The sequence below is a fragment of the Bacillus sp. 5w2 genome (assembly GCF_054353775.1).
Window position 1 is genome coordinate 41,073 of record NZ_JBTIWT010000004.1, and the last position, 20,551, is coordinate 61,623.

The following is a 20,551-nucleotide window of genomic DNA, read 5'->3' on the forward strand; positions in this document are numbered from 1 at the left end:
GATAGAAAGATAATATAACTCCTATAATATGTTATCTGAAAAACATTTTAAGTTTACAAATAGGAGAAGCAAATATGAATACAAAAAACTTAGTTTTCGTCGCTTTATTTAGTTCTATTATGGGAGTGTTAGGATTAATACCCCCAATTGCTCTTGCTATTACACCAGTTCCGATAACATTACAATCACTCGGTGTTATGCTTGCTGGTGGATTGTTAGGATCACGTCTTGGTGCGTTAAGTCAGCTTATTTTCTTACTTATAGTTGGAGTTGGAGCACCATTACTTGCAGGTGGACGCGGGGGACCAGGTGTATTTGTTGGGCCAAGTGCAGGATATTTACTTGGTTATATCGTTGGAGCGTTTGTCATTGGTTATTTAATTGAGCGTTTACGTGAAGTTTCTATAATAAAGGTATTATGTATTAATATAATTGGTGGTATTTTCGTAGTTTATGTATTTGGTATTATTGTACAAGCTTTCGTTATGGATGTTTCTGTGTGGCAAACGATGAAGGTGAGTGTTGTGTTTTTACCAGGTGATTGCATAAAAGCGATTATAGCAGCAATTCTTGTAACAAAATTACATCGTTCATTGAAACATATTATTACGCCTGCTCTAAAGAGTGGGAAGTATACAAATGCGGGATAAGAAAGAGAAGAAACACGTTCATTGCGTGTTTCTTTTTATTATTTTGTAAAGAAAGGACATCTCATATGGGAATTACGAAAGAATATAAAAAGCATGCCTCTTTACAGCCAAATAAAATAGCAATAAAGGAAAATGATCGAGTTTTAACATATAAAGAGTGGTTTGAGTCAGTTTGTAAAGTAGCAAACTGGTTGAACGAAAAAGAATCGAAGAATAAAATGATAGCAATTTTATTAGAGAATCGTATGGAGTTTTTACAATTATTTGCTGGTGCTGCTATGGCTGGATGGGTTTGTGTGCCATTAGATATAAAGTGGAAACAGGATGAGCTCAAAGAAAGAATTGTAATTAGTAATCCGGATATGATTGTGACAGAGCGATATAAGGTAAATGATCTATCGGATGAAAAAGGAAGAGTAATTGAAATTGCTGAGTGGAAAAGAATGATAGAGAAATATCTTCCTGCATATTATCCTGTGGAAAATGTACAACATGCTCCGTTTTATATGGGATTTACATCAGGATCGACTGGAAAGGCAAAAGCATTTTTACGTGCACAACAATCGTGGGTTCATAGTTTTGATTGCAATATACATGACTTTCATATGAAAAAAGAAGATTCTATTTTAATAGCTGGGACGCTTGTTCATTCTCTTTTTTTATACGGTGCAATAAGTGCATTATATGTAGGGCAAACGGTGCATATAATGAAAAAGTTTATTCCAGATCAAGTGCTGGATAAGTTAGAAATGGAACACGTTTCGGTCATGTATACAGTTCCGACAATGCTAGAATCTTTATATAAAGAAAATAGAGTGATAGAAAATGGAATGAAAATTATTTCGTCAGGAGCGAAATGGGAAGCTGAAGCGAAAGAAAAAATAAAGATTATATTTCCTTATGCGCAAAAATATGAATTTTACGGTGCATCGGAACTAAGTTTTGTAACAGCACTTGTTGATGAAGAGAGCGATAGAAGGCCAAATTCAGTAGGAAAACCTTGTCACAATGTGCAAGTTCGAATATGTAACGAAGCAGGAGAAGAAGTACAGAAAGGCGAGATAGGAACTGTTTATGTGAAAAGTGATCAGTTTTTTATGGGCTACATATTGGATAAGGTTTTAGTTCCAGAGTTGACTGCGGATGGCTGGATGACAGTGCGAGATGTAGGTTATGAAGATGAAGAAGGCTTTATATACATAGTGGGTAGAGAGAAGAACATGATTTTATTTGGAGGAATTAATATTTTTCCAGAAGAAATAGAAAGTGTATTACATGAACACCCAGCTGTTGATGAAATAGTTGTAATTGGTGTGAAAGATAGTTACTGGGGTGAAAAACCTGTCGCCATCGTAAAAGGAAGTGCTACGAGGCAACAATTAAAAAGTTTTTGCTTACAACGATTATCCTCGTTTAAAATACCGAAAGAATGGCATTTTGTAGATGAAATACCGTATACAGATAGCGGGAAAATCGCTCGTATTGCAGCAAAAAATATGATTAAACACCGGGAGAAGATATATGAATAGAGCGGTTATTGTAGAAGCAAAAAGGACACCTATTGGTAAGAAGAATGGGATGTTTAAAGATTATGAAGTTCAGCAATTAGTAACGCCGCTTCTTACGTTTTTAAGTAAAGGAATTGAGAGAGAAATAGACGATGTTATATTAGGGAATGTTGTTGGGCCGGGAGGGAATGTTGCGAGATTATCTGCTTTAGAAGCAGGACTTGGCTATCATATTCCTGGTGTAACGATTGACCGGCAATGTGGTGCCGGATTGGAAGCGATTCGCACCGCGTGTCATTTCATTCAAGGCGGGGCAGGTAATTGTTATATTGCAGGAGGAGTAGAGAGTACAAGTACATCACCTTTTCAAAATAGAGCGCGATTTTCACCAGAAACAATTGGAGATCCTAATATGGGAGTAGCGGCTGAATATGTTGCAAAGCGTTATAACATAACGCGAGAAATGCAAGACGAGTTCGCAGGCCTCAGTTATAAACGAACACTGCAAGCGTTAGAAAAAGGATATATACATGATGAAATATTGTCTTTTAATGGATTGTTAGATGAATCTATAAAGCCAGAAATGAATTATGAACGAATTATTAAAAGAACAAAACCCGCATTTTTACAAAATGGGACAGTAACGGCAGGGAATTCATGTGGTGTAAACGACGGGGCGTGTGCAGTTCTTGTAATGGAAGAGCGGCAAGCTCGAAAATTAGGATACAAGCCTGTTCTTCGTTTCGTTCGCAGTGCTGTAGTTGGAGTGGATCCCAACCTTCCGGGGACTGGTCCAATATTTGCGGTGAACAAATTACTAAACGAAATGAATGTAAAAGTAGAGGACATCGATTATTTTGAAATAAACGAAGCATTTGCTTCAAAAGTTGTAGCTTGTGCAAAGGAGTTACAAATTCCGTACGAAAAAGTAAATGTAAATGGTGGTGCAATTGCGCTTGGTCATCCGTACGGTGCATCTGGATCTATGCTTGTGACACGTTTGTTTTATCAAGCACAAAGAGAGCATATGAAATATGGAATTGCGACGTTAGGAATTGGTGGTGGAATAGGGCTTGCGCTATTATTTGAGAAAGTAGAAGACTAGAAAGGGACTAGTTTTCTACTTTTTGAGGAACATAAGCGTTGCTACCGGGTTTTACTTTTATTTCATTCCAAGCAGCGATAGCGTCAGCTTTTGATTTTCCTTTATTATTTGGATCTTCAAAAAAGTCGCGAGTGAAACGATTGTATTCAAACTGCGCGCTGATAGTTGTTTTGTATGTAGGATCTTTTTTTCGTTTGTTTTCTTCATACCAAAACGTTATCGCGTCTTCATATGTTTTTCCGACATTCTCTTTAAAAAACTTTTGAAGAGCTACTGTAAAGCGGAAGTTTGCTCCGATTTTTTCTTTGAAAAAGGCACGAACATCTTCGCTACAGCGGTGATTGTTAGTAATAATCGTTTGAAGAGAAAGGTCTTTATAAGAGAGGGAAGCTTTACTCACCTTTTGACCAGAGCTGTATTTAAATGTTTTACCAGTAGTTAAATAATGTGAGATACGCTCGGTTATTTCAATCTTAGAGCCACTAGCCGGCAAACCATGCTCACGACAAAATGTTTGGAGTTCTGCTTTTAACCAATAATAGTTTTGGAAATCTTCAAGTGATATAGACTTTGTTAGAGATGGACGCATAGATGTACCAACTACTTTCTTCCATAATTTTCTTTAATTATAAAACATATGTTCTTTTTGCGGAAGGGTTAATTTGTAAATATAACGGGAAGAGGAGATTATATATGGAAAATGTAATGCAAGTTCGTGTTACGGGAATTTTAATTGAAGATGAGAAGGTATTGCTAGTAAAGCAAAAAGTGGCTAACCGCAATTGGTCTTTACCTGGGGGAAGGGTAGAGAATGGTGAAACGTTAGAAGAAGCGATGATTCGAGAAATGAGAGAAGAAACAGGGTTAGAAGTTAAAATTAAGAAGCTACTCTATGTTTGTGATAAACCAGATGCTAGCCCATCTTTATTACATATTACGTTTTTGCTTGAAAGGATTGAAGGTGAAATTATGCTACCTTCTAACGAGTTTGATCATAATCCGATTCATGATGTGCAAATGGTACCGATTAAAGAATTAAGTCACTATGGTTTTTCTGAATCTTTTATAAAACTGGTAAGTGAGGGGTTTGCAAATGCAGGGAGCTATCAAGGGTTGAAACAAAATATAGGCCTGTAAACATGTTTATGAAGGATAGCAGTTAGCTATCCTTCATAAACATGTTTTATACTGCGGACTGTAAAGAAGACACAAGTTGATTTAAAAACTCGTCCCCAGTCATAACCGCTTTTCCGCCGCCGCGCGCACTCTTTTTATTTCCGCCGCCTTTTCCTTCAATTGCAGGAAGAGCATCTTTTAAAAGTGCGTTCATATCAAGCGTGACTGTTTTTCCGCAAGCGAGGATGCATTGTAGTTTGTCATCATTTTCAATGACGAAATATGTAAGGGCATGCTCTTGTTGTTCTGTAATAATAGCAGAAAGCTTTGCGATTTCTTGCATAGAACGATTTGTAAATACTTTAGAAATAAGTATGCCAGCATGTATTTCTGCAGGTTGTTGCAGTAGTTCATTTGCCTCTGCATATAATAATTTTTCATTCATTGTTTGTATTGCTTTTTCGTTTTCTTTTTGAGAAGTAAGAAGTTGTGCTATTTTTGCTGGAATATCACTCTCGCTACTGTTTAATTGTTTAGAAACATCTTTCATAATTTGTTGTTGTTGCCCCATTAATTTAAGTGTGCGCCAGCCAGCGATAAACGTTAATCGTATGCCACCTTTATTGCGCTCCCACCCAAGTACTTGAATAGGACCTACTTCACCTGTACGTTTCGGGTGTGTTCCGCCACAGCCGTTATAATCCAAATTTTCGATAATAACAACGCGTATATTTTCTGTCATAGTCGGTTCTTTACGAAGGGGTAAAGTTTTTGCTGCTTCTAAGTTCATCCACTCGATGCGGATGGGATGGTTTTCAAAAACAATTTTGTTTGCAATTTGTATCGCTTTTTCGACCGTTTCTGCATGCAGATTTTCTGTTTCTAAATCAATTGTTACCGTTTCTTTTCCAAGGTGGAATCCGATCGTAGGTATGTTGAAATGATCCCAAAAAGCAGCAGATAAAATGTGCTGAGCTGTATGCTGCTGCATATGATCAAACCGACGCTCCCAATTGATTTTACCTTCTACTTCTTCTGTATGTAATTGTTCTGTAATGAAGTGGCGGATTTCTTCGTCGACTTCTTCAACACCAAATACAGCAATGCCATTTAAAGTTCCAGTATCATGGGGCTGCCCGCCACCTGTCGGATAAAATGCTGTTTCGTTTAAAACAACGTATAAGTTACCGTCTTTATCATAATCTTGCTTTAAAATTTTAGTAGTAAAGTCTTGCTTATAAGCGTCAGTGTAATATAATTTTTGCTCCAATTTTCTTTCCCCTTTCGTGTTCGCTAGTTTCATTGTAAAGCAATTGAAATTAGTTTCCTAATATTTCAGAAGAAAGAAACTATTTTTAGAATTTTCTTGCTATAATAAGAAAAAGAAAATGCGGGGGTGGAATGAATATGTTATATGAAAACGGCGTAGATAAACTGCTTAGTTTAAGTAAAAATATTTCTGAATTGTATCGAGAATTAAATGAAATGACCCGGATTTTAACGGATTGTAATCGAGAAAGTGTGAAGTTTGATCGGTTATATGTAAAAGAGTTACTATGGAAGAAAGAAGATGTAATAGAGAAATATGACCAGCTACTTGTGCAACTTTGTATAAATGAATGCTTTGATTTAAAAAGTGTCATTACAGGGGAATATAAGTATACATATGAAGAAGTAGAAAACATCGTTTTACAATTTAATGAGAAATATAATGTCGCAATTTTAATTAAAGATGTTTGTAAAGAATTACAGTTTACATATGGCATAGATATGGACATAACGAGAACAGCTCGGGTATCAACAGCTCAAGTATAAAAAGGGAAAAGAAAGCAGATCCTTTGCTTTCTTTTTTTATGTGAGAATTGGGAGAGAAGGTTTGAAGATGAAGGGTAACTAACTGTTACGATTTATTTAATCAATTATAACTAAAGTTAATTAAATATATCAGTAAGCCCTGCTAGTCAAGTGATTGGCTAGTAGTGAGGGTTAACTGCGGGCAATCCCTAAAGCTGATTGAACTACAACGTGGCTAGAAATAGCGAGCGTGAATGTTGCGAAAGCAGAAAAAATCAATCAGATCGTGCAAGGTTAAATCCTAAACACTAGAACAATGGGTCTTCCGCCTCGAATCATCTAAGTCAAAAGTGATAAGATGAACGTTCAACGACTATCTCGTATAACTGACGAGAGTACATCCCAAGCCTATGGTGATGGAAAAATCCTCTATCTCTAAAGAGATAAACATATAGTCTGCGCTCATATGAAAACATGAGAAGTTCATAAGAGAACTGGCTAAGGAATTGCGCCCTTAGTTGAACGAGATAAATTTAATTAAATCTATCAAGTCTCATTGAATCTACCGATATGCATGATGGTAAATTCAATGAGGTGAGAATAATAATGAAGTTTTTACGAGTTAGTCAAGTATCGGAATTAACAGGTTTGTATCCTAGTAGTCTTAGGAGAATGCTGATGGAACACGCTACTATTCAGAAGAACAAATCTTTCATTATCTGAAAGGTGAGTGCCCGAATAATCGCACAGTAAAGGAGTTACATTCTGATGATATTGGCGAAGAAAGTCAGACTGATTCCAACACCTGAACAAGAACAAGTGCTTAAAAACCATGCTGGTGCTGCAAGATTTGCTTATAACTATTGTAAAAGAATGAGTGATAGATACTATAAGCTATTTGGGAAATCTGTTTCACAGTTAGATTTACAGAAACGATTTACAAAGATCAAGAAGCGAAAGAAATATGAGTGGTTAAAAGACATCAATGCACAAGTTCCGAAACAGGCTTCAAAAGATTTTGATAAGACGAGGAAACATTCGTTTGAAAAGTACAAAAATGGTTATCACACTTCTTATAAATCCAAAAAAGATTTAATCCAAGGATTTTATGCCAATTATGAAAGGCTGATTATTGGAAAGAAAGTAGTTCATATTCAGTCGATTGGAGAAGTGAAAACAAGCCAACAACTACCAAGAAACAAAAAACCATCCAATCCAAGAGTTACCTTTGATGGTCGTCACTGGTGGATTAGTGTAGGGTTCCAAGAAGATTTTGAATCCCAAGCACTAACCAATGAGTCGATTGGTGTGGATGTTGGTTTAAAAGAGCTGTTTGTAGCTTCTAATGGTACGAAAGAACGAAATATAAACAAAGATGCTAAGGTTAAAAAACTTTTGAGAAGGAAAAAGTCAGCACAAAGAGATATGTCTAGGAGGTTCAAAAAAGGTGCGAAATTTCAATCTGCCGGATATGAAAAGGCAAAAATCGAGCACCTGCGGTTATCTAGGAAAATTAAGAATATCCGAAATAACCTTATCCATCAAGCAACAGCTAACTTGGTGAAAACCAAACCAATGAGAATTGTTGTGGAAGACTTACCTATCTCAAACCTGTTAAAAAATAAAAAACTATCGAAAGCATTTTTATTTCAAAAATTAAACTTCTTCTTTCAATGTTTATCATACAAGTGCGAGAAGTATGGCATTGAGTATGTAAAAGCTGATAAATGGTTCGCCTCAAGCAAGATTTGTTCATGTTGCGGCGTAAAATACGACCATTCAGTTCAACCAGAAGGACAGTGGAGTTTAAAAATACGTGAGTGGTGTTGTGCTTCATGCAATAGCCATCACGATAGGGATGTAAATGCGTCGATAAATTTATCAAGATGGGTAAAATAAATGCTTGATAATAGGAGGTAACGATACTGCCTCGTGTGGAGTGTTATACCCCTCGTCCCTTTGGGGCTGCGAGAACACGATGAAGCACTAACTTGTGTAAATTTGATTGAATTGTATAGATTTAGTTAAGTTTATCGTATCGGGAAGTTGCAAAATATTCATCCGTTAGGAATGACAATTATAATAGGGACTTTATTTGCGAGGTTCGCTACGTCAATGAGCATTCCTTTTTTAGCAATTTATTTAACAACTGTTAAAGGTGTATCAGCTGGAATGACGGGTGCTATTATCGGAACGAGTGCACTTGTTGGAGTTTTTGCTAGTTTTATTGGGGGGAATTTATCGGATCGATTCGGCCGAAATATGATTATAATATGGTCCATGATTGTTTGGGTGTTTGTATTTATAGGCTTTTCGTTTGCAAATCATGTTTTAAGTTTCTTTTTATTAAATGCTTTGAATGGATTATGTAGGTCCTTTTTTGAACCTACGTCAAGAGCATTATTATCAGATTTAACGAAACCAGAGTATCGTTTACTCGTATATAACTTACGTTACGGTGCAATAAATGTTGGAGTAGCGATTGGTCCACTTGTCGGATTACAGATTGGAAGCGCAAAATCTACAATTCCTTTTTTAGTCGCAGCTGGAGTATATATTCTATATACAGCTATATTAGCATTCCAATTTAAGAAGTATCCAATTGAAAAAAAGAAAGTAAATACAGAAAAGCCTGTCACAATGTTAAATGCAGTTCGTATATTGCGGAAGGATGTCGTATTTTTAGTTGCTGTAGTCGGTATTATTTTGAGTAATTGTGGCTTTTCACACTTAACGACAACAGTATCTCAATATTTTGCAAATGCACATATATTTCAAGATGGAGTGAAATTGTTTTCGTATATGTTAGCTTTAAATGCGATTGTTGTAGTCGTAATTCAATACCCTGTTATTCAAATGTGTAAAAAGTATACACCGTTAGTATCCATTATGACTGGAACTTTATTTGTGAGCGGAGGATTGTTTGGATTTGGAATAGTAGAATCTACACTAGGTGCTGCCATGTGTACAATTATTTTTACAATTGGAGAAGTTCTCATGTTTTCAATGACGGATGTGTTTATAGATGATATAGCTGTTTCGCATTTAAAAGGAACATATTTTGGAGCGATGGGATTTTCAGGAATTGGAGCAGTAATTGGTCCTTGGTTCGGGGGAGTACTTCTCGATTACTACGGGTATCAAAATGGGTTTGTAGTGTTTTCAGCGTTAGCTATATTTTCAACTGTAGCATTTCCCGTACTTTTAGTTACAAAAGGTTTATTGAAAAAAAGGTATGATAGAAATTGTAATTTAGAAATACATGCGAAATAAAATAAACCCCAGCAGATGACTGGGGCTTATTTTTGTATTTATCCCGCATTAACGGGCAGTAAGAACCCCCACCTAAAAATTCAGCGAAAGCAAAGAAGTTAGGTGGGGGATCAACTGCCCGTAAAAGCCCGATTGGTTCAACTAATAATCAGTGGGGGATGAAGCCCCCACTGATTAAAGTTTCACTTTATCCCGCTATTTGCGGGCAGTAAAACTCCCATTGATTAAAGCTTTACTTTATTTTAATTCTCAATTTGAAAAAGAACTTTTTTTTCATGTTTATTAGCAACTTCATTTTTGGAAATATGAATGGCTAAATATCCATTCTCTAAGCAGGCTAGCATCTTCTTATAAATAATAGTAGCGGGTAAAGGAATGATCCGTTGCAAAGAACTATTATTATGAAGTATGCAAATATTTAGGCCTGTCTCCATCTTTTTAATAACTACATTTTGTTCGGATACATTTGGTACATCTGTTTCCAAAATGTACTCTTGTTCAGTTTCGCAAAGATCAATATGAATTTGATTTGGGAAACTAAAGTTACTACAAGAATCAGAACAAAATTGATCCATCCATTCTTCGAAACCATCAACATGAAAAAGACAATCCTTCTTTTTCTTGCCCATGTAAGACACCCTCCGTAAAATCTCAATTCATACTATGTTATGCATGAATGAAGTAGGGGTGAAGAATAAATGGAAAAATATAAACATTGTATGTGGTAAAGGTAGCTAGTGTGATTGTTTTGGTTTACATATCATGATGCGCATGATTTTTTTGGCGTGAATGGTTACGGTTTTTTACTTTATGAGATCCGCTTAATGGTTCAGGTTGTCCCTTTTTTTCTTTCGTTTCACGATTGTTTTTTCCCATTGTATGTGACACCTCCTCTTTCTCTTTAGAATGAGAGAAGTTTGCAAATTTATACGAGAATGTTTTTAGGAAAAAAGGTAAAGATAAATGGGACTAACTATTATGGAAAGGGGATTATATAATGCCATATCATAAAGATAAACAACAAGCTTTTCAAGCAGCGCAGCAAGGAGTCACACAAGCAGAACATGCATTTAACAACATTGTAAAAAATGATCCAAACTACGGTCATGATTTAAAAGAGTTACGCCAAGAGGTTCAGGAGGCGTATGAACAGATTCAAAATGCGTTAGAAGTAGCTTCAGAAACACAACGCCCACAACTTGAGCAATACGAAAATAATCTCCAAAACATTATGCGAAATGTAGATCAATTAGAAAAGTAAATGAGGTCGTTGTGTATTCGACAACCTTATTACTTTGACGAACGTTATGCTAAAACAGAAAATTTTTCTATTCGTTTTATCTTTATTATGCGCAGTACATATATTTCAAGTTGAAAAAGTGGAAGCGAAAATGTTGCTCAGAAAAGAGCTAGAACCAACTGGCTATGTAACATGGGAAGTACCTAATAATGAAAAGATTATTGCCATTACATTTGATGATGGACCAGATCCAACTTATACACCACAAATTTTAAATTTATTACGTCAATATAAAGCAGAAGCGACATTTTTTATGATTGGATTTCGAGTTCAGCGTAATCCGTATTTGGTGAAACAAGTTTTAAAAGAGGGACATGAAATTGGAAATCATACGATGAATCATTTGTATGCGAGTAATTCATCAGATGAAAAATTAGAAAATGATATTTTAGATGGAAAGAAATATTTTAAAAAATGGGTGAAAGAACCTTTGCTATTCCGTCCTCCTGGCGGATATATTAACGATGCTGTATTTAAAACAGCGAAAGAAGCTGGTTATCAAACTGTTCTATGGTCGTGGCATCAAGACCCACGTGATTGGGCAAATCCAGGGGTTGAATCTATTGTAAATCATGTAGTGAAAAATGCTAAAAGTGGCGATATCGTATTGTTACATGATGGAGGGAATGATCGTAGTCAAACAGTAGCAGCGCTAGCGAAAATTTTACCTGAGCTGAAAAAGCAAGGATATCGATTTGTAACGGTTTCAGAATTATTACGTTATAAACATTAGAAAAAATCCCAAAAGGAAAATGGACCTTTTGGGATTTTTCGTTACTGGTTCTTTTTGCGTTTCTTATTATTTTGTCGTTCTGCTGGAGTTAAAGGCTCGTTTGCAAATTCTTCATTGTAACCAGTTCCTTGTCCTTGTGCAGGTGCCGCATTCATTCCTGAAATAGTATGATTTGCTTTTCTTTTACCCATTTCATTTCACCTCTATAATATTTTTTGTATGTTGAATGATGAGCAGTTCATAGTATGTATGAACTGTAAGTAAAGCGCTAATAGAGCACTTTACTTTATGGTAATAGTATTCATAAGGAGCATGAACACTATTCAAATTTAGAAACATAAAGAAAACTTATGATAATCTATAAGTTTCTTATTATTTACTTATTTAGAAAGTTGTAATAAGATATTATCGTAAGGTATTGAAAAGTTTGTCTACATTTTATATTCAGACAACTTAGTCACGTTTAACAGGGGGGAAACATAATGGTCAAACATAATCCATTTCAATCACGTGCAACTTTTGAAGTAGATGGAAAAACGTATCATTATTATGATTTGAAAGCGCTTGAAAACGCAGGGGTTGGCAACGTATCTCAATTACCATATTCCGTGAAAGTTTTACTTGAATCAGTACTACGTCAAGTAGACGGACGTGTAATTACAGAAGAACATGTTACAAATTTAGCGAAATGGGGAACGAAAGATGTGCAAGATATCGATGTTCCATTTAAACCATCTCGTGTAATTTTACAAGATTTCACTGGTGTTCCAGCTGTTGTAGATTTGGCTTCGCTTCGTAAAGCAATGGCAGACATGGGCGGAGATCCTGATAAAATTAATCCAGAAATTACTGTAGACCTTGTAATTGACCACTCTGTACAGGTTGATAGAGCGGGTACGGCAGACGCGCTTGCATTCAACATGGACTTAGAGTTTAAACGTAATGAAGAACGTTATAAATTTTTAAGCTGGGCACAAAAATCATTTGATAACTATCGTGCAGTTCCACCAGCTACAGGTATTGTACACCAAGTAAACCTTGAATATTTAGCACCGGTTGTTCACGCTGTGAAAAATGCTGAAGGTGACTTAGTTGCATACCCAGATTCATTAGTTGGAACAGACTCACATACAACAATGATTAACGGTATCGGCGTTCTTGGATGGGGCGTTGGTGGTATTGAAGCAGAAGCAGGAATGCTTGGACAGCCTTCATACTTCCCAGTACCTGAAGTAATCGGTGTGAAATTAACTGGTACACTTCCAAGTGGTACGACAGCAACTGACGTTGCATTAAAAGTAACACAAGTATTACGTCAAAAAGGTGTAGTGGGTAAATTCGTTGAGTTCTTCGGTAATGGACTAAAGAGCATGCCTTTAGCTGACCGTGCAACAATTTCAAACATGGCACCAGAATACGGCGCAACTTGTGGATTCTTCCCAATTGACGATATTTCATTAGAATACTTACGTTTAACAGGTAGAGATGAAGAGCAAATTCGCATTGTTGAAGAATATTGTAAAGCGAACGGTTTATTCTATACAGCAGACAGCAAAGATCCAATTTACACTGATCTTGTTGAAATTGATTTAAATACAATTGAATCTAACCTTTCTGGACCGAAACGCCCACAAGATTTAATTCCACTTTCAGATATGAAAGATGCGTTCCACAAAGCTGTTGTAGCACCAGTTGGAACACAAGGACTTGGATTTAATGAGCAAGAGTTCGATAAAGAAGTGAAGGTTACATTAGAAGATAAAGAAGTAACGATGAAAACAGGTGCAATTGCAATCGCAGCAATTACAAGCTGTACAAATACATCAAACCCATACGTATTAATTGGGGCAGGTCTAGTTGCGAAGAAAGCAATTGAAAAAGGGCTTGTAGTACCTGAGTACGTAAAAACATCATTAGCGCCAGGATCTAAAGTTGTTACTGAATACTTAGATAAATCAGGTTTAACAACATATTTAGATCAATTAGGCTTCCAAACAGTTGGTTACGGTTGTACGACTTGTATCGGTAACTCTGGTCCGTTAGCCGAGGAATTAGAAGAAGCAATCGCAGCAAATGATTTATTAGTAACATCTGTTTTATCTGGTAACCGTAACTTTGAAGGTCGTATTCATCCGCTTGTAAAAGCGAACTACTTGGCATCACCACCACTTGTTGTGGCATATGCACTTGCAGGTACTGTTGATATTGACCTGAAAAATGATGAAATCGGTAAAGATGCAAATGGCAATGCTGTTTACTTCAACGATATTTGGCCATCAGCTAAAGAAATTGAAGATGTAGTTCAAAACGTTGTTACATCTGAACTGTTCAAGAAAGAATATGCACAAGTATTTAACAGCAATGAGCGCTGGAATGAAATCCAAACTTCAAATGAAGCTCTATATACTTGGGATAATGATTCAACATACATTCAAAATCCACCGTTCTTCGAAGGATTATCTAAAGAGCCAGGTGAAGTTGAAACGTTATCAGGTTTACGCATAGTTGGTAAATTTGGAGATTCTGTAACGACAGACCATATTTCACCAGCAGGTTCAATTGGTAAGCATACACCAGCTGGACGCTACTTATTAGAAAACGGCGTACAACCAGTTGACTTTAACTCTTACGGTTCTCGTCGTGGTAACCACGAAGTTATGATGCGTGGTACATTCGCGAACATCCGTATTAAAAACCAAATCGCACCAGGAACAGAAGGCGGATACACAACATATTGGCCAACTGGTGAAGTAACGTCAATCTATGATGCTGCTATGAAATATAAAGAAGATGGCACAGGCCTTCTAGTAGTTGCTGGTAAAGATTACGGTATGGGAAGTTCTCGTGACTGGGCTGCGAAAGGTACAAACTTATTAGGTATTAAAGCAGTAATCGCAGAAAGCTTCGAGCGTATTCATCGTAGTAACCTAGTATTAATGGGTGTATTACCACTTCAATTTAAAGATGGCGAAAGTGCTGAAACATTAGGTCTTGTTGGTAACGAGTCATTTGAAATTCAAATTGACAAAACAGTTAGACCACGCGATCTTGTAAAAGTAGTTGCAATTGATGTAGATGGCAACGAAAAACAATTTGAAGTAGTAGCTCGTTTCGATAGTGAAGTTGAAATTGACTACTACCGTCACGGTGGTATTCTGCAAATGGTTCTTCGTGAGAAAATTGAAGAATCTAAAGTGTCGAACTAAATAATTGAAATGAACGATAAGGAAGCTAACAACTGTTAGCTTCCTTATTTTATGGAAAGGGATGAAACCATTTGGTTTCATCCCTTTCTTTTTACTATAAGAAGTGGAGGAAACGTCATGAAAGAATATAAAAAAATATTGTTACCGTTACAGAAAGAAAAAATGTTAGTAATAGCAGCTGTATGCAGTGGACTCTTTGCGGCTATTTTAAACTTATCCCGTCCACTATTCATGGGGCTAATTGTAGATAACCTGATTCAACGGGAGTTAAAGGGAGCGTATCTTTATATTACTTTGTTTGCAGTTAGCCGCTTGTTGATGTGGGTGAACAATCTTTCATTTGATTATGTAAGTTCAAAAACGAGTCAGCGAATATTACGAGAGAAGCGTATAGATGTATTGCGTCATTTTTTCTCTTTACCGTTTGAAGAGAGTGAGAAAATCAAACAAGGAGAGTTAGAGACGTTAGTTGTGTCTGATATTCCAAACTGGGTCAGATTATATGGATCTATATTAATAGAATATATACACGCCATTGCACAATTTATAGGTGCGTTCATAGCACTACAACATATAGATATAAAGTTTATATTGTGGGTAACTCCGTTTTTGTTTTTAAGTGCAACAGTTCCGATCTTGATGGGGAAAAAGGTAAGGAATATTGCAAGCATTGCTCAAAAGAATCAATCAAGTGTTGTAGAGATGGTGTCACAGTTTGTAAAAGGAGCACAAGATTTACGGAGTTTACAAAAAGAAAAATGGACCATTCGGTTATTCAAGGGAGTAACAGCACAATCTTATAAAACAGAAGTAAAGAAGACGATGATGCAACATTGTATTGGAGTAGTTGGAACAGTGATTGAAACAGGAGCATATATCGTTGTTCTCATTCTAGGTGCGCAAAAAATTATGAAGGGGGAAATGGAAGTTGGCGCACTTGTTGCCGTGTTAGCCACAATTGAAATGCTCTTTTTTCCCGTCCGTTACGTGGGCGATTTATTAATGATGACACAAGTTGCAACCGCCTCGGCAAATAGAGTTTTTTCTTTTTTAGATAAACGAGTTGCAAATAGTAATCGAGAAAGAGCGATGGGGATGACAATAACAAATGTTTCATTTCAGGAGAGTGATGAAGAGAAATGCAGAATGAATAAAATTGATTTGCAAATTAATCCTGGTGAACTCGTTATGATTGTAGGAGAAAGTGGTGCAGGAAAAACAACGCTTTTAAAATTAATAACAGGTTTGTATAAACCATCTAACGGTAGCATTGTTTATTATGGTAATGAGGCTCGTATGACTACAGTGTGGCAAGAACCTCGTTTCTTTCGGACGACAGTAAAAGAGAATATGTATTTCGGGGAAGAGTATTTAGAAAATCAATTAGAAAAAAATATTGAACTTGTAAATGTGAAACCGATTATTAGAGATTTACCTGAAAGGATTGAAACTGTATTACATAAAAGCGGTGAAGAGTTTTCAGGAGGGGAAAGAAAACGACTTGCATTATTGCGAGCAATTGGTTTAAATCCGAATCTTATTATTTTAGATGAACCGACTGCGGGATTAGATCCGAGCAATCAAGAAACGGTTTGGAATATGATAGAAGGGTTAGGAAGAGATGTAACGAGAATTGTGGCAACGCATGATGTAGAGAAAGCAATACTAGCAGATCGTGTTGTCATAATGAGAGAAGGAAGTATGGTTGCATGTGGAAGTCCTGAAAAATTAATAAATAGTCATTCGTTTTTACAGAGATGTGAATAAAGATAAGAGCATTGCTCTTATCTTTATTCAGCGTCATTAATTTGATACTCGATAGATTCTGAATGATTCAGATCAACATTAAAAGTAGCAGTCATAAGGAAAGTTGCAATTCCAAGGATTACGAAAAGGACGAATGAGACTAGAGAGATGTAGAGACAACTACGCCCTACTTTCTTTTTTTCAAGATCTTTACTAAAGAGTGAAATGATCCATGTAATAATACCGATTGGGTATAAAAGAAAACTAAGAATATATAATGTGATTTTTTCGAATGAATTCATAAACAATCCCCCTTTTGTTGTAGGTTTATCACTACGAGAGTAAAAAGGTGAATAGGTCCATAAGAAGATAAAACACTGCATCTGTTTTTCTAATTATATGATAAAAAGGAAAAAACTTCACTTTAAATAAGAATATTCTAATTATTTCGTCTGTGAATATTTCCAAGCTTGTCCGTATAAGCTAAAATAAGGTATATAGTATTTTGGTGATTAAGTTATAAGAAGATAAATACGTTAGGGTGATATAAAATGTGGCGGAAGCTTACGATTATTGTAGTGTTACTTTGTTTAGCGGGATATGCAGCTTATGAACAGTTTGGTAAAAACGATCAGGCGGTACAAGGGAAGCAAGAAAAAAGTGAAGCCGCTATGAAAGAGATGATTGCAAGTAATGGTATTGAAATAGGGAAGAGTGCGCCAGACTTTGAATTAACGAAGTTAGATGGAACGAATGTAAAGTTATCAGATTTAAAAGGAAAGAAAGTGATTTTAAACTTTTGGGCAACGTGGTGTGGACCTTGCCAGCAAGAAATGCCTGATATGGAGGCTTTCTATAAAGAACATAAAGAAAATGTAGAAATTTTAGCAATAAATTATACACCTTCAGAAAAAGGTGGGGGAGTAGAAAAGGTAAGCAATTTTGCTAAGGAAAAAGGAATTACTTTTCCTATTTTATTGGACAAGAACATTGATGTAACAACAGCGTATAAAGTCATTACGATCCCAACTTCGTATTTTATAGATACGAAAGGTGTCATTCAAGATAAGTTTATTGGGCCGATGACGCAAAAAGAGATGGGAAAACGGATTGCTAAATTAAAATAACAGTGAAAAGGTAGAGATGGAATATAATCATTTCTGCCTTTTCTTTTTCACGTAGTGAAAGCTTCATGATATGATAAAAGAAATATAAACGTTGAGAGATAAAGGAGTGTATTTGGAGTGGGGAATATATCCTTACCGTTAGATTATGTTGTAATTGACTTTGAAACAACAGGATTTAACCCTTATAATGACAAAATCATTCAAATGGCAGCAGTGAAATATCGTAATCATGAACTAGTAGATCAATTTGTTTCCTATGTGAATCCAGAGCGTTCAATTCCGGACCGAATAACGAGCTTAACAGGTATTACAAATTATCGTGTTTCAGATGCACCGACAATTGAAGAAGTGTTACCTTTATTTTTAGCATTTTTACATACAAATGTAATTGTCGCTCATAATGCATCTTTTGATATGCGTTTTTTGAAAAGTAATGTGAATATGCTTGGGTTACCGGAACCTAAAAACAAAGTGATTGATACTGTGTTTTTAGCAAAGAAATATATGAAGCACGCGCCTAATCATAAACTTGAAACGTTAAAGAGAATGCTTGGAATTCGTTTAAGTTCTCATAATGCATTTGATGATTGTATTACGTGTGCAGCTGTTTATCAAAAATGTGCATCTATTGAAGAAGAAGCAAAAAGGAAATCGAATACGGAAGCACTTGATGAAACAGCAGTATATGAGGCTGTAAAAAAGATACTTGTACGAAATAAACGTGATACCGAATGGGTTCGTTGCATGAATGTAGGAAGCTATTTAGATATAAAAGCTTTTTATCCAGTTATGAGAGTAAAAGTAAAAGGGCGAAAGAAATACGTATTAACAGAGATATTAGAAGATGATGTGAAAGAACTATGTACGAGTTTAAAATGTGAACCGGCGTTAAAAAGTGAAGTTGGTAATACGAGAATTATGTTGAATAGCTTAGAGGATGTCTTGAAATTAGAAAGTTATATTTTAGAACAGTATGATTTCGTACTGCAAGCGCTACGTGATTATAAACAAAGTGAAATGAATGCAGATGAAAAGATAAAAGAATATTTGGATATTATGGTATAAAAAACTCCGTGTACGATTTAGTGTACACGGAGTTTTTTATGAGTACTAAAACATAAAATTTTCTTGCAAATCTGATTAAAGAGTTTTTCGTTTGCTCATACTATGTAATAAGAAAGCGAAGGAGAGAGGGTGAACAGCATGAGAAGAAGTCGCCGTAAATCATTTGACGAACTTGTGAAAGAAAATAAACAACAATTATTAAGCGATCGTGATGCAATCGATCGTATTGAAGAGCGTATTGAAAAGCGTTATGAAATGAAACTTTTTAAGCAAGCTGAATAATTCTTAACACTAGTACGATACTAGTGTTAAGGAGGCGATAGCAATGGGTAATCCGAAAAAGAATTCAAAAGACTTTGCACCGAACCAAATTGGAACGCAATCGAAAAAAGCTGGTGGTAATAAAGGAAAACAAATGCAAGATCAAACTGGTAAGCAACCGATTGTTGATAACGGCTAAAAAGAAGAATGTTATCATTCTTCTTTTTTGTGAAGTAATGGAAGTGAAAATGAAAAGTAGATTTTTAACAGTGATACAAAAAGGGCTGACTTATGTCAGCCCTTTTTCGTAATCGTAAAGTTTTCAACGAGTAAACGCCAATTTTGTGGGAATGGTAAACCAATTTTCCAATAACTAATACCGCCTATACCTTGTTCTTTCATTAAATTGAATTTACTTTGAACAGACCGTGAATCTTCAAACCAAACTTCGTGTTGTACACCGTTTTCGTCAAAGTAATTAAAATGAGGAGCTTGGGCTGTGAAATCATAGCGGATAGGAACATTGTATTTACGGGCTAGTGCAACAGCTGCGACAGAGCTAATTGCTTTTGCAGGTGGGTTACCTTGTTTGAACGGAAGTTTCCAATCGAATCCGTATAAATTTTGCCCCATCATAATTTTTTGTGGAGGCATTTGAGATTTTGCGTATTGAAGTACTTCTTTTACAGGACCGATAGGAGAAATCGCCATCGGTGGACCACCTTGCCAACCCCAGTCGTATGTCATAATGACGACGAAATCAACAATTTGTCCTTGTGCTTTATAATCGTGAGCTTCGAAAAATTTTCCCTTTTGATTTGAACTTGTTTTCGGTACAAGCGTTGTACTCAATGTGTACCCGCTAGGTAAGCGTGTTTTTACAGTTCGTAAAAAACGATTATACGCTTCACGATCTTCAGGTGCCACACTCTCGAAATCAAAATGAATGTCTCGCATGCCATATTTTTCAGCTGTTTGCAAAATGTTAGTAATAAATTTGTTTTGAATCGTTGCATCGCGTAAAATGACTGATGTCAAATCGGCACTGAAATTTCCATTTTCAATATTTGTAATAACTAGCATAGGGATGGTATTACCTTGCGTTGCAATATTAGCAATTTTAGCTGTTTCAGTCGGTTCTTTTAATGTGCCATCTCTTTTTGCCTCGAAGCTGAAGTATGCTAAGTATGTTAAAAATGGATTAATAGCACGCGTAGCATTAACTAAACTTTCTTTTATTGGTATTGTTGAAGGTTGTAAATAAGCGATGGATTCTACTGCTCTTTTTGTCCCTTTCGGTATATATAATTGCTGTCCGACATGGAGAATGGATTTTAATGAAAGGTTATTAACTTTAGCTAAACTAGCGAGAGGAACGTTATATGTTTGAGAAATTCGATACAGGCTATCGCCGGGCTGTACATAATAATTATTCCCTTTCGTATTAACGATAAGTGCCTGACCAACAACGAGTGTTTCGGCTGGATTTAGTCCATTGTCTTTTACTATTTCGTCAGGTGTCGATCCATATTTTGATGCCAAGCTATATACGCTATCACCGCTACGCACAGTTACAATTTGAATCATATGCTTGCCCCTTTCGGTAAAAGATTCACTGTTTTTATTTTATTTTTGATGTCACTGTATTATGATTAAATGTATGCAAG

Annotated in this window: 22 protein-coding genes; 15 read left to right on the forward strand and 7 right to left on the reverse strand. The window is 36.0% G+C overall.

Going from position 1 to position 20,551, the window contains the following annotated elements; translation table 11 throughout:
- Positions 1 to 74 precede the first annotated feature (74 nt).
- From ACXY7N_RS10030 to ACXY7N_RS10040, 3 genes are all read left to right on the forward strand, one after another.
- Positions 75 to 650, forward strand: a complete 576-nt coding sequence (locus tag ACXY7N_RS10030; protein WP_016086806.1) for a biotin transporter BioY — start codon at positions 75 to 77, stop codon at positions 648 to 650.
- A gap of 65 nt (positions 651 to 715) precedes the next feature.
- Positions 716 to 2,179 (forward strand): acyl-CoA synthetase, encoded by a 1,464-nt coding sequence (locus ACXY7N_RS10035; protein WP_016086807.1) that lies wholly within the window; start codon positions 716 to 718, stop codon positions 2,177 to 2,179.
- Positions 2,172 to 3,263, forward strand: coding sequence for an acetyl-CoA C-acyltransferase (locus tag ACXY7N_RS10040; protein ID WP_488592381.1), 1,092 nt, complete (start codon positions 2,172 to 2,174; stop codon positions 3,261 to 3,263). The genes ACXY7N_RS10035 and ACXY7N_RS10040 overlap by 8 nt, the downstream gene beginning before the upstream one ends.
- A 7-nt stretch (positions 3,264 to 3,270) precedes the next feature.
- Here the strand turns inward: ACXY7N_RS10040 and ACXY7N_RS10045 are convergent, their stop codons facing one another.
- On the reverse strand, positions 3,271 to 3,852 hold the full coding sequence (locus ACXY7N_RS10045; protein WP_016135146.1) for a DUF6434 domain-containing protein: 582 nt from the start codon (positions 3,850 to 3,852) through the stop codon (positions 3,271 to 3,273).
- Positions 3,853 to 3,956: 104 nt separating this feature from the next.
- Here ACXY7N_RS10045 and ACXY7N_RS10050 point away from each other — a divergent pair, with 104 nt between their 5' ends.
- Positions 3,957 to 4,400, forward strand: a complete 444-nt coding sequence (locus ACXY7N_RS10050; protein WP_016086810.1) for an NUDIX hydrolase — start codon at positions 3,957 to 3,959, stop codon at positions 4,398 to 4,400.
- Positions 4,401 to 4,446: 46 nt separating this feature from the next.
- Here ACXY7N_RS10050 and ACXY7N_RS10055 read toward each other — a convergent pair whose 3' ends face one another.
- Complete coding sequence (locus ACXY7N_RS10055; RefSeq protein ID WP_148667365.1) at positions 4,447 to 5,649, reverse strand: DHHA1 domain-containing protein; 1,203 nt, start codon at positions 5,647 to 5,649, stop codon at positions 4,447 to 4,449.
- A 137-nt stretch (positions 5,650 to 5,786) separates the two neighbouring features.
- On the opposite strand from ACXY7N_RS10055, the gene ACXY7N_RS10060 reads away from it, so the two are divergent.
- From ACXY7N_RS10060 to ACXY7N_RS10070, 3 genes are all read left to right on the forward strand, one after another.
- Complete coding sequence (locus ACXY7N_RS10060) at positions 5,787 to 6,194, forward strand: hypothetical protein (protein ID WP_000965133.1); 408 nt, start codon at positions 5,787 to 5,789, stop codon at positions 6,192 to 6,194.
- Between the two features lie 747 nt (positions 6,195 to 6,941).
- The gene (locus ACXY7N_RS10065) at positions 6,942 to 8,072 is read left to right on the forward strand and encodes an RNA-guided endonuclease InsQ/TnpB family protein (protein ID WP_116349034.1); all 1,131 of its coding nucleotides are present in this window, start codon (positions 6,942 to 6,944) and stop codon (positions 8,070 to 8,072) included.
- Positions 8,073 to 8,243: 171 nt separating this feature from the next.
- Positions 8,244 to 9,446 carry an MDR family MFS transporter gene (locus ACXY7N_RS10070; RefSeq protein ID WP_488592418.1) on the forward strand — a complete coding sequence of 401 codons (1,203 nt, stop codon included), beginning with the start codon at positions 8,244 to 8,246 and terminating at the stop codon, positions 9,444 to 9,446.
- A 242-nt stretch (positions 9,447 to 9,688) separates the two neighbouring features.
- Here the strand turns inward: ACXY7N_RS10070 and ACXY7N_RS10075 are convergent, their stop codons facing one another.
- Together ACXY7N_RS10075 and ACXY7N_RS10080 are read right to left on the reverse strand one after the other, a co-directional pair.
- Positions 9,689 to 10,075: an Hsp20/alpha crystallin family protein gene (locus ACXY7N_RS10075; protein ID WP_000516738.1), complete on the reverse strand. Its 387-nt coding sequence runs from the start codon at positions 10,073 to 10,075 to the stop codon at positions 9,689 to 9,691.
- A gap of 124 nt (positions 10,076 to 10,199) precedes the next feature.
- Entirely contained in the window at positions 10,200 to 10,322 is a 123-nt protein-coding gene (locus ACXY7N_RS10080; protein WP_016086814.1) for a small acid-soluble spore protein P, read from the reverse strand.
- 121 nt (positions 10,323 to 10,443) lie between these two features.
- On the opposite strand from ACXY7N_RS10080, the gene ACXY7N_RS10085 reads away from it, so the two are divergent.
- Complete coding sequence (locus ACXY7N_RS10085; protein ID WP_001146292.1) at positions 10,444 to 10,707, forward strand: hypothetical protein; 264 nt, start codon at positions 10,444 to 10,446, stop codon at positions 10,705 to 10,707.
- Positions 10,708 to 10,753: 46 nt separating this feature from the next.
- A complete protein-coding gene (gene pdaB, locus ACXY7N_RS10090; protein ID WP_098405149.1) occupies positions 10,754 to 11,479 on the forward strand; it encodes a polysaccharide deacetylase family sporulation protein PdaB in 726 nt (241 codons plus the stop codon).
- Between the two features lie 41 nt (positions 11,480 to 11,520).
- On the opposite strand, the gene sspO is transcribed toward pdaB, so the two are convergent.
- Positions 11,521 to 11,670, reverse strand: coding sequence for a small acid-soluble spore protein SspO (gene sspO / locus ACXY7N_RS10095; protein WP_088084101.1), 150 nt, complete (start codon positions 11,668 to 11,670; stop codon positions 11,521 to 11,523).
- Positions 11,671 to 11,961: 291 nt separating this feature from the next.
- Between sspO and acnA the strand changes: the two genes are divergently transcribed.
- Entirely contained in the window at positions 11,962 to 14,685 is a 2,724-nt protein-coding gene (gene acnA, locus ACXY7N_RS10100) for an aconitate hydratase AcnA (protein WP_016086817.1), read from the forward strand.
- A 51-nt stretch (positions 14,686 to 14,736) separates the two neighbouring features.
- Positions 14,737 to 16,452, forward strand: a complete 1,716-nt coding sequence (locus tag ACXY7N_RS10105; protein ID WP_098405147.1) for an ABC transporter ATP-binding protein — start codon at positions 14,737 to 14,739, stop codon at positions 16,450 to 16,452.
- A 23-nt stretch (positions 16,453 to 16,475) separates the two neighbouring features.
- On the opposite strand, the gene ACXY7N_RS10110 is transcribed toward ACXY7N_RS10105, so the two are convergent.
- A complete protein-coding gene (locus ACXY7N_RS10110) occupies positions 16,476 to 16,733 on the reverse strand; it encodes a hypothetical protein (RefSeq protein WP_016086819.1) in 258 nt (85 codons plus the stop codon).
- 249 nt (positions 16,734 to 16,982) lie between these two features.
- Here ACXY7N_RS10110 and ACXY7N_RS10115 point away from each other — a divergent pair, with 249 nt between their 5' ends.
- From ACXY7N_RS10115 to sspN, 4 genes are all read left to right on the forward strand, one after another.
- Positions 16,983 to 17,558, forward strand: a complete 576-nt coding sequence (locus tag ACXY7N_RS10115; protein ID WP_488592382.1) for a peroxiredoxin family protein — start codon at positions 16,983 to 16,985, stop codon at positions 17,556 to 17,558.
- Positions 17,559 to 17,675: 117 nt separating this feature from the next.
- Entirely contained in the window at positions 17,676 to 18,623 is a 948-nt protein-coding gene (locus ACXY7N_RS10120; protein WP_488592383.1) for a 3'-5' exonuclease, read from the forward strand.
- A 138-nt stretch (positions 18,624 to 18,761) separates the two neighbouring features.
- Positions 18,762 to 18,905: an FbpB family small basic protein gene (locus ACXY7N_RS10125; RefSeq protein WP_001254697.1), complete on the forward strand. Its 144-nt coding sequence runs from the start codon at positions 18,762 to 18,764 to the stop codon at positions 18,903 to 18,905.
- A gap of 43 nt (positions 18,906 to 18,948) precedes the next feature.
- Complete coding sequence (sspN, locus tag ACXY7N_RS10130; RefSeq protein ID WP_000527988.1) at positions 18,949 to 19,083, forward strand: acid-soluble spore protein SspN; 135 nt, start codon at positions 18,949 to 18,951, stop codon at positions 19,081 to 19,083.
- Positions 19,084 to 19,178: 95 nt separating this feature from the next.
- Here the strand turns inward: sspN and ACXY7N_RS10135 are convergent, their stop codons facing one another.
- Complete coding sequence (locus ACXY7N_RS10135) at positions 19,179 to 20,471, reverse strand: glycoside hydrolase family 18 protein (protein ID WP_000614842.1); 1,293 nt, start codon at positions 20,469 to 20,471, stop codon at positions 19,179 to 19,181.
- Positions 20,472 to 20,551 lie beyond the last annotated feature (80 nt).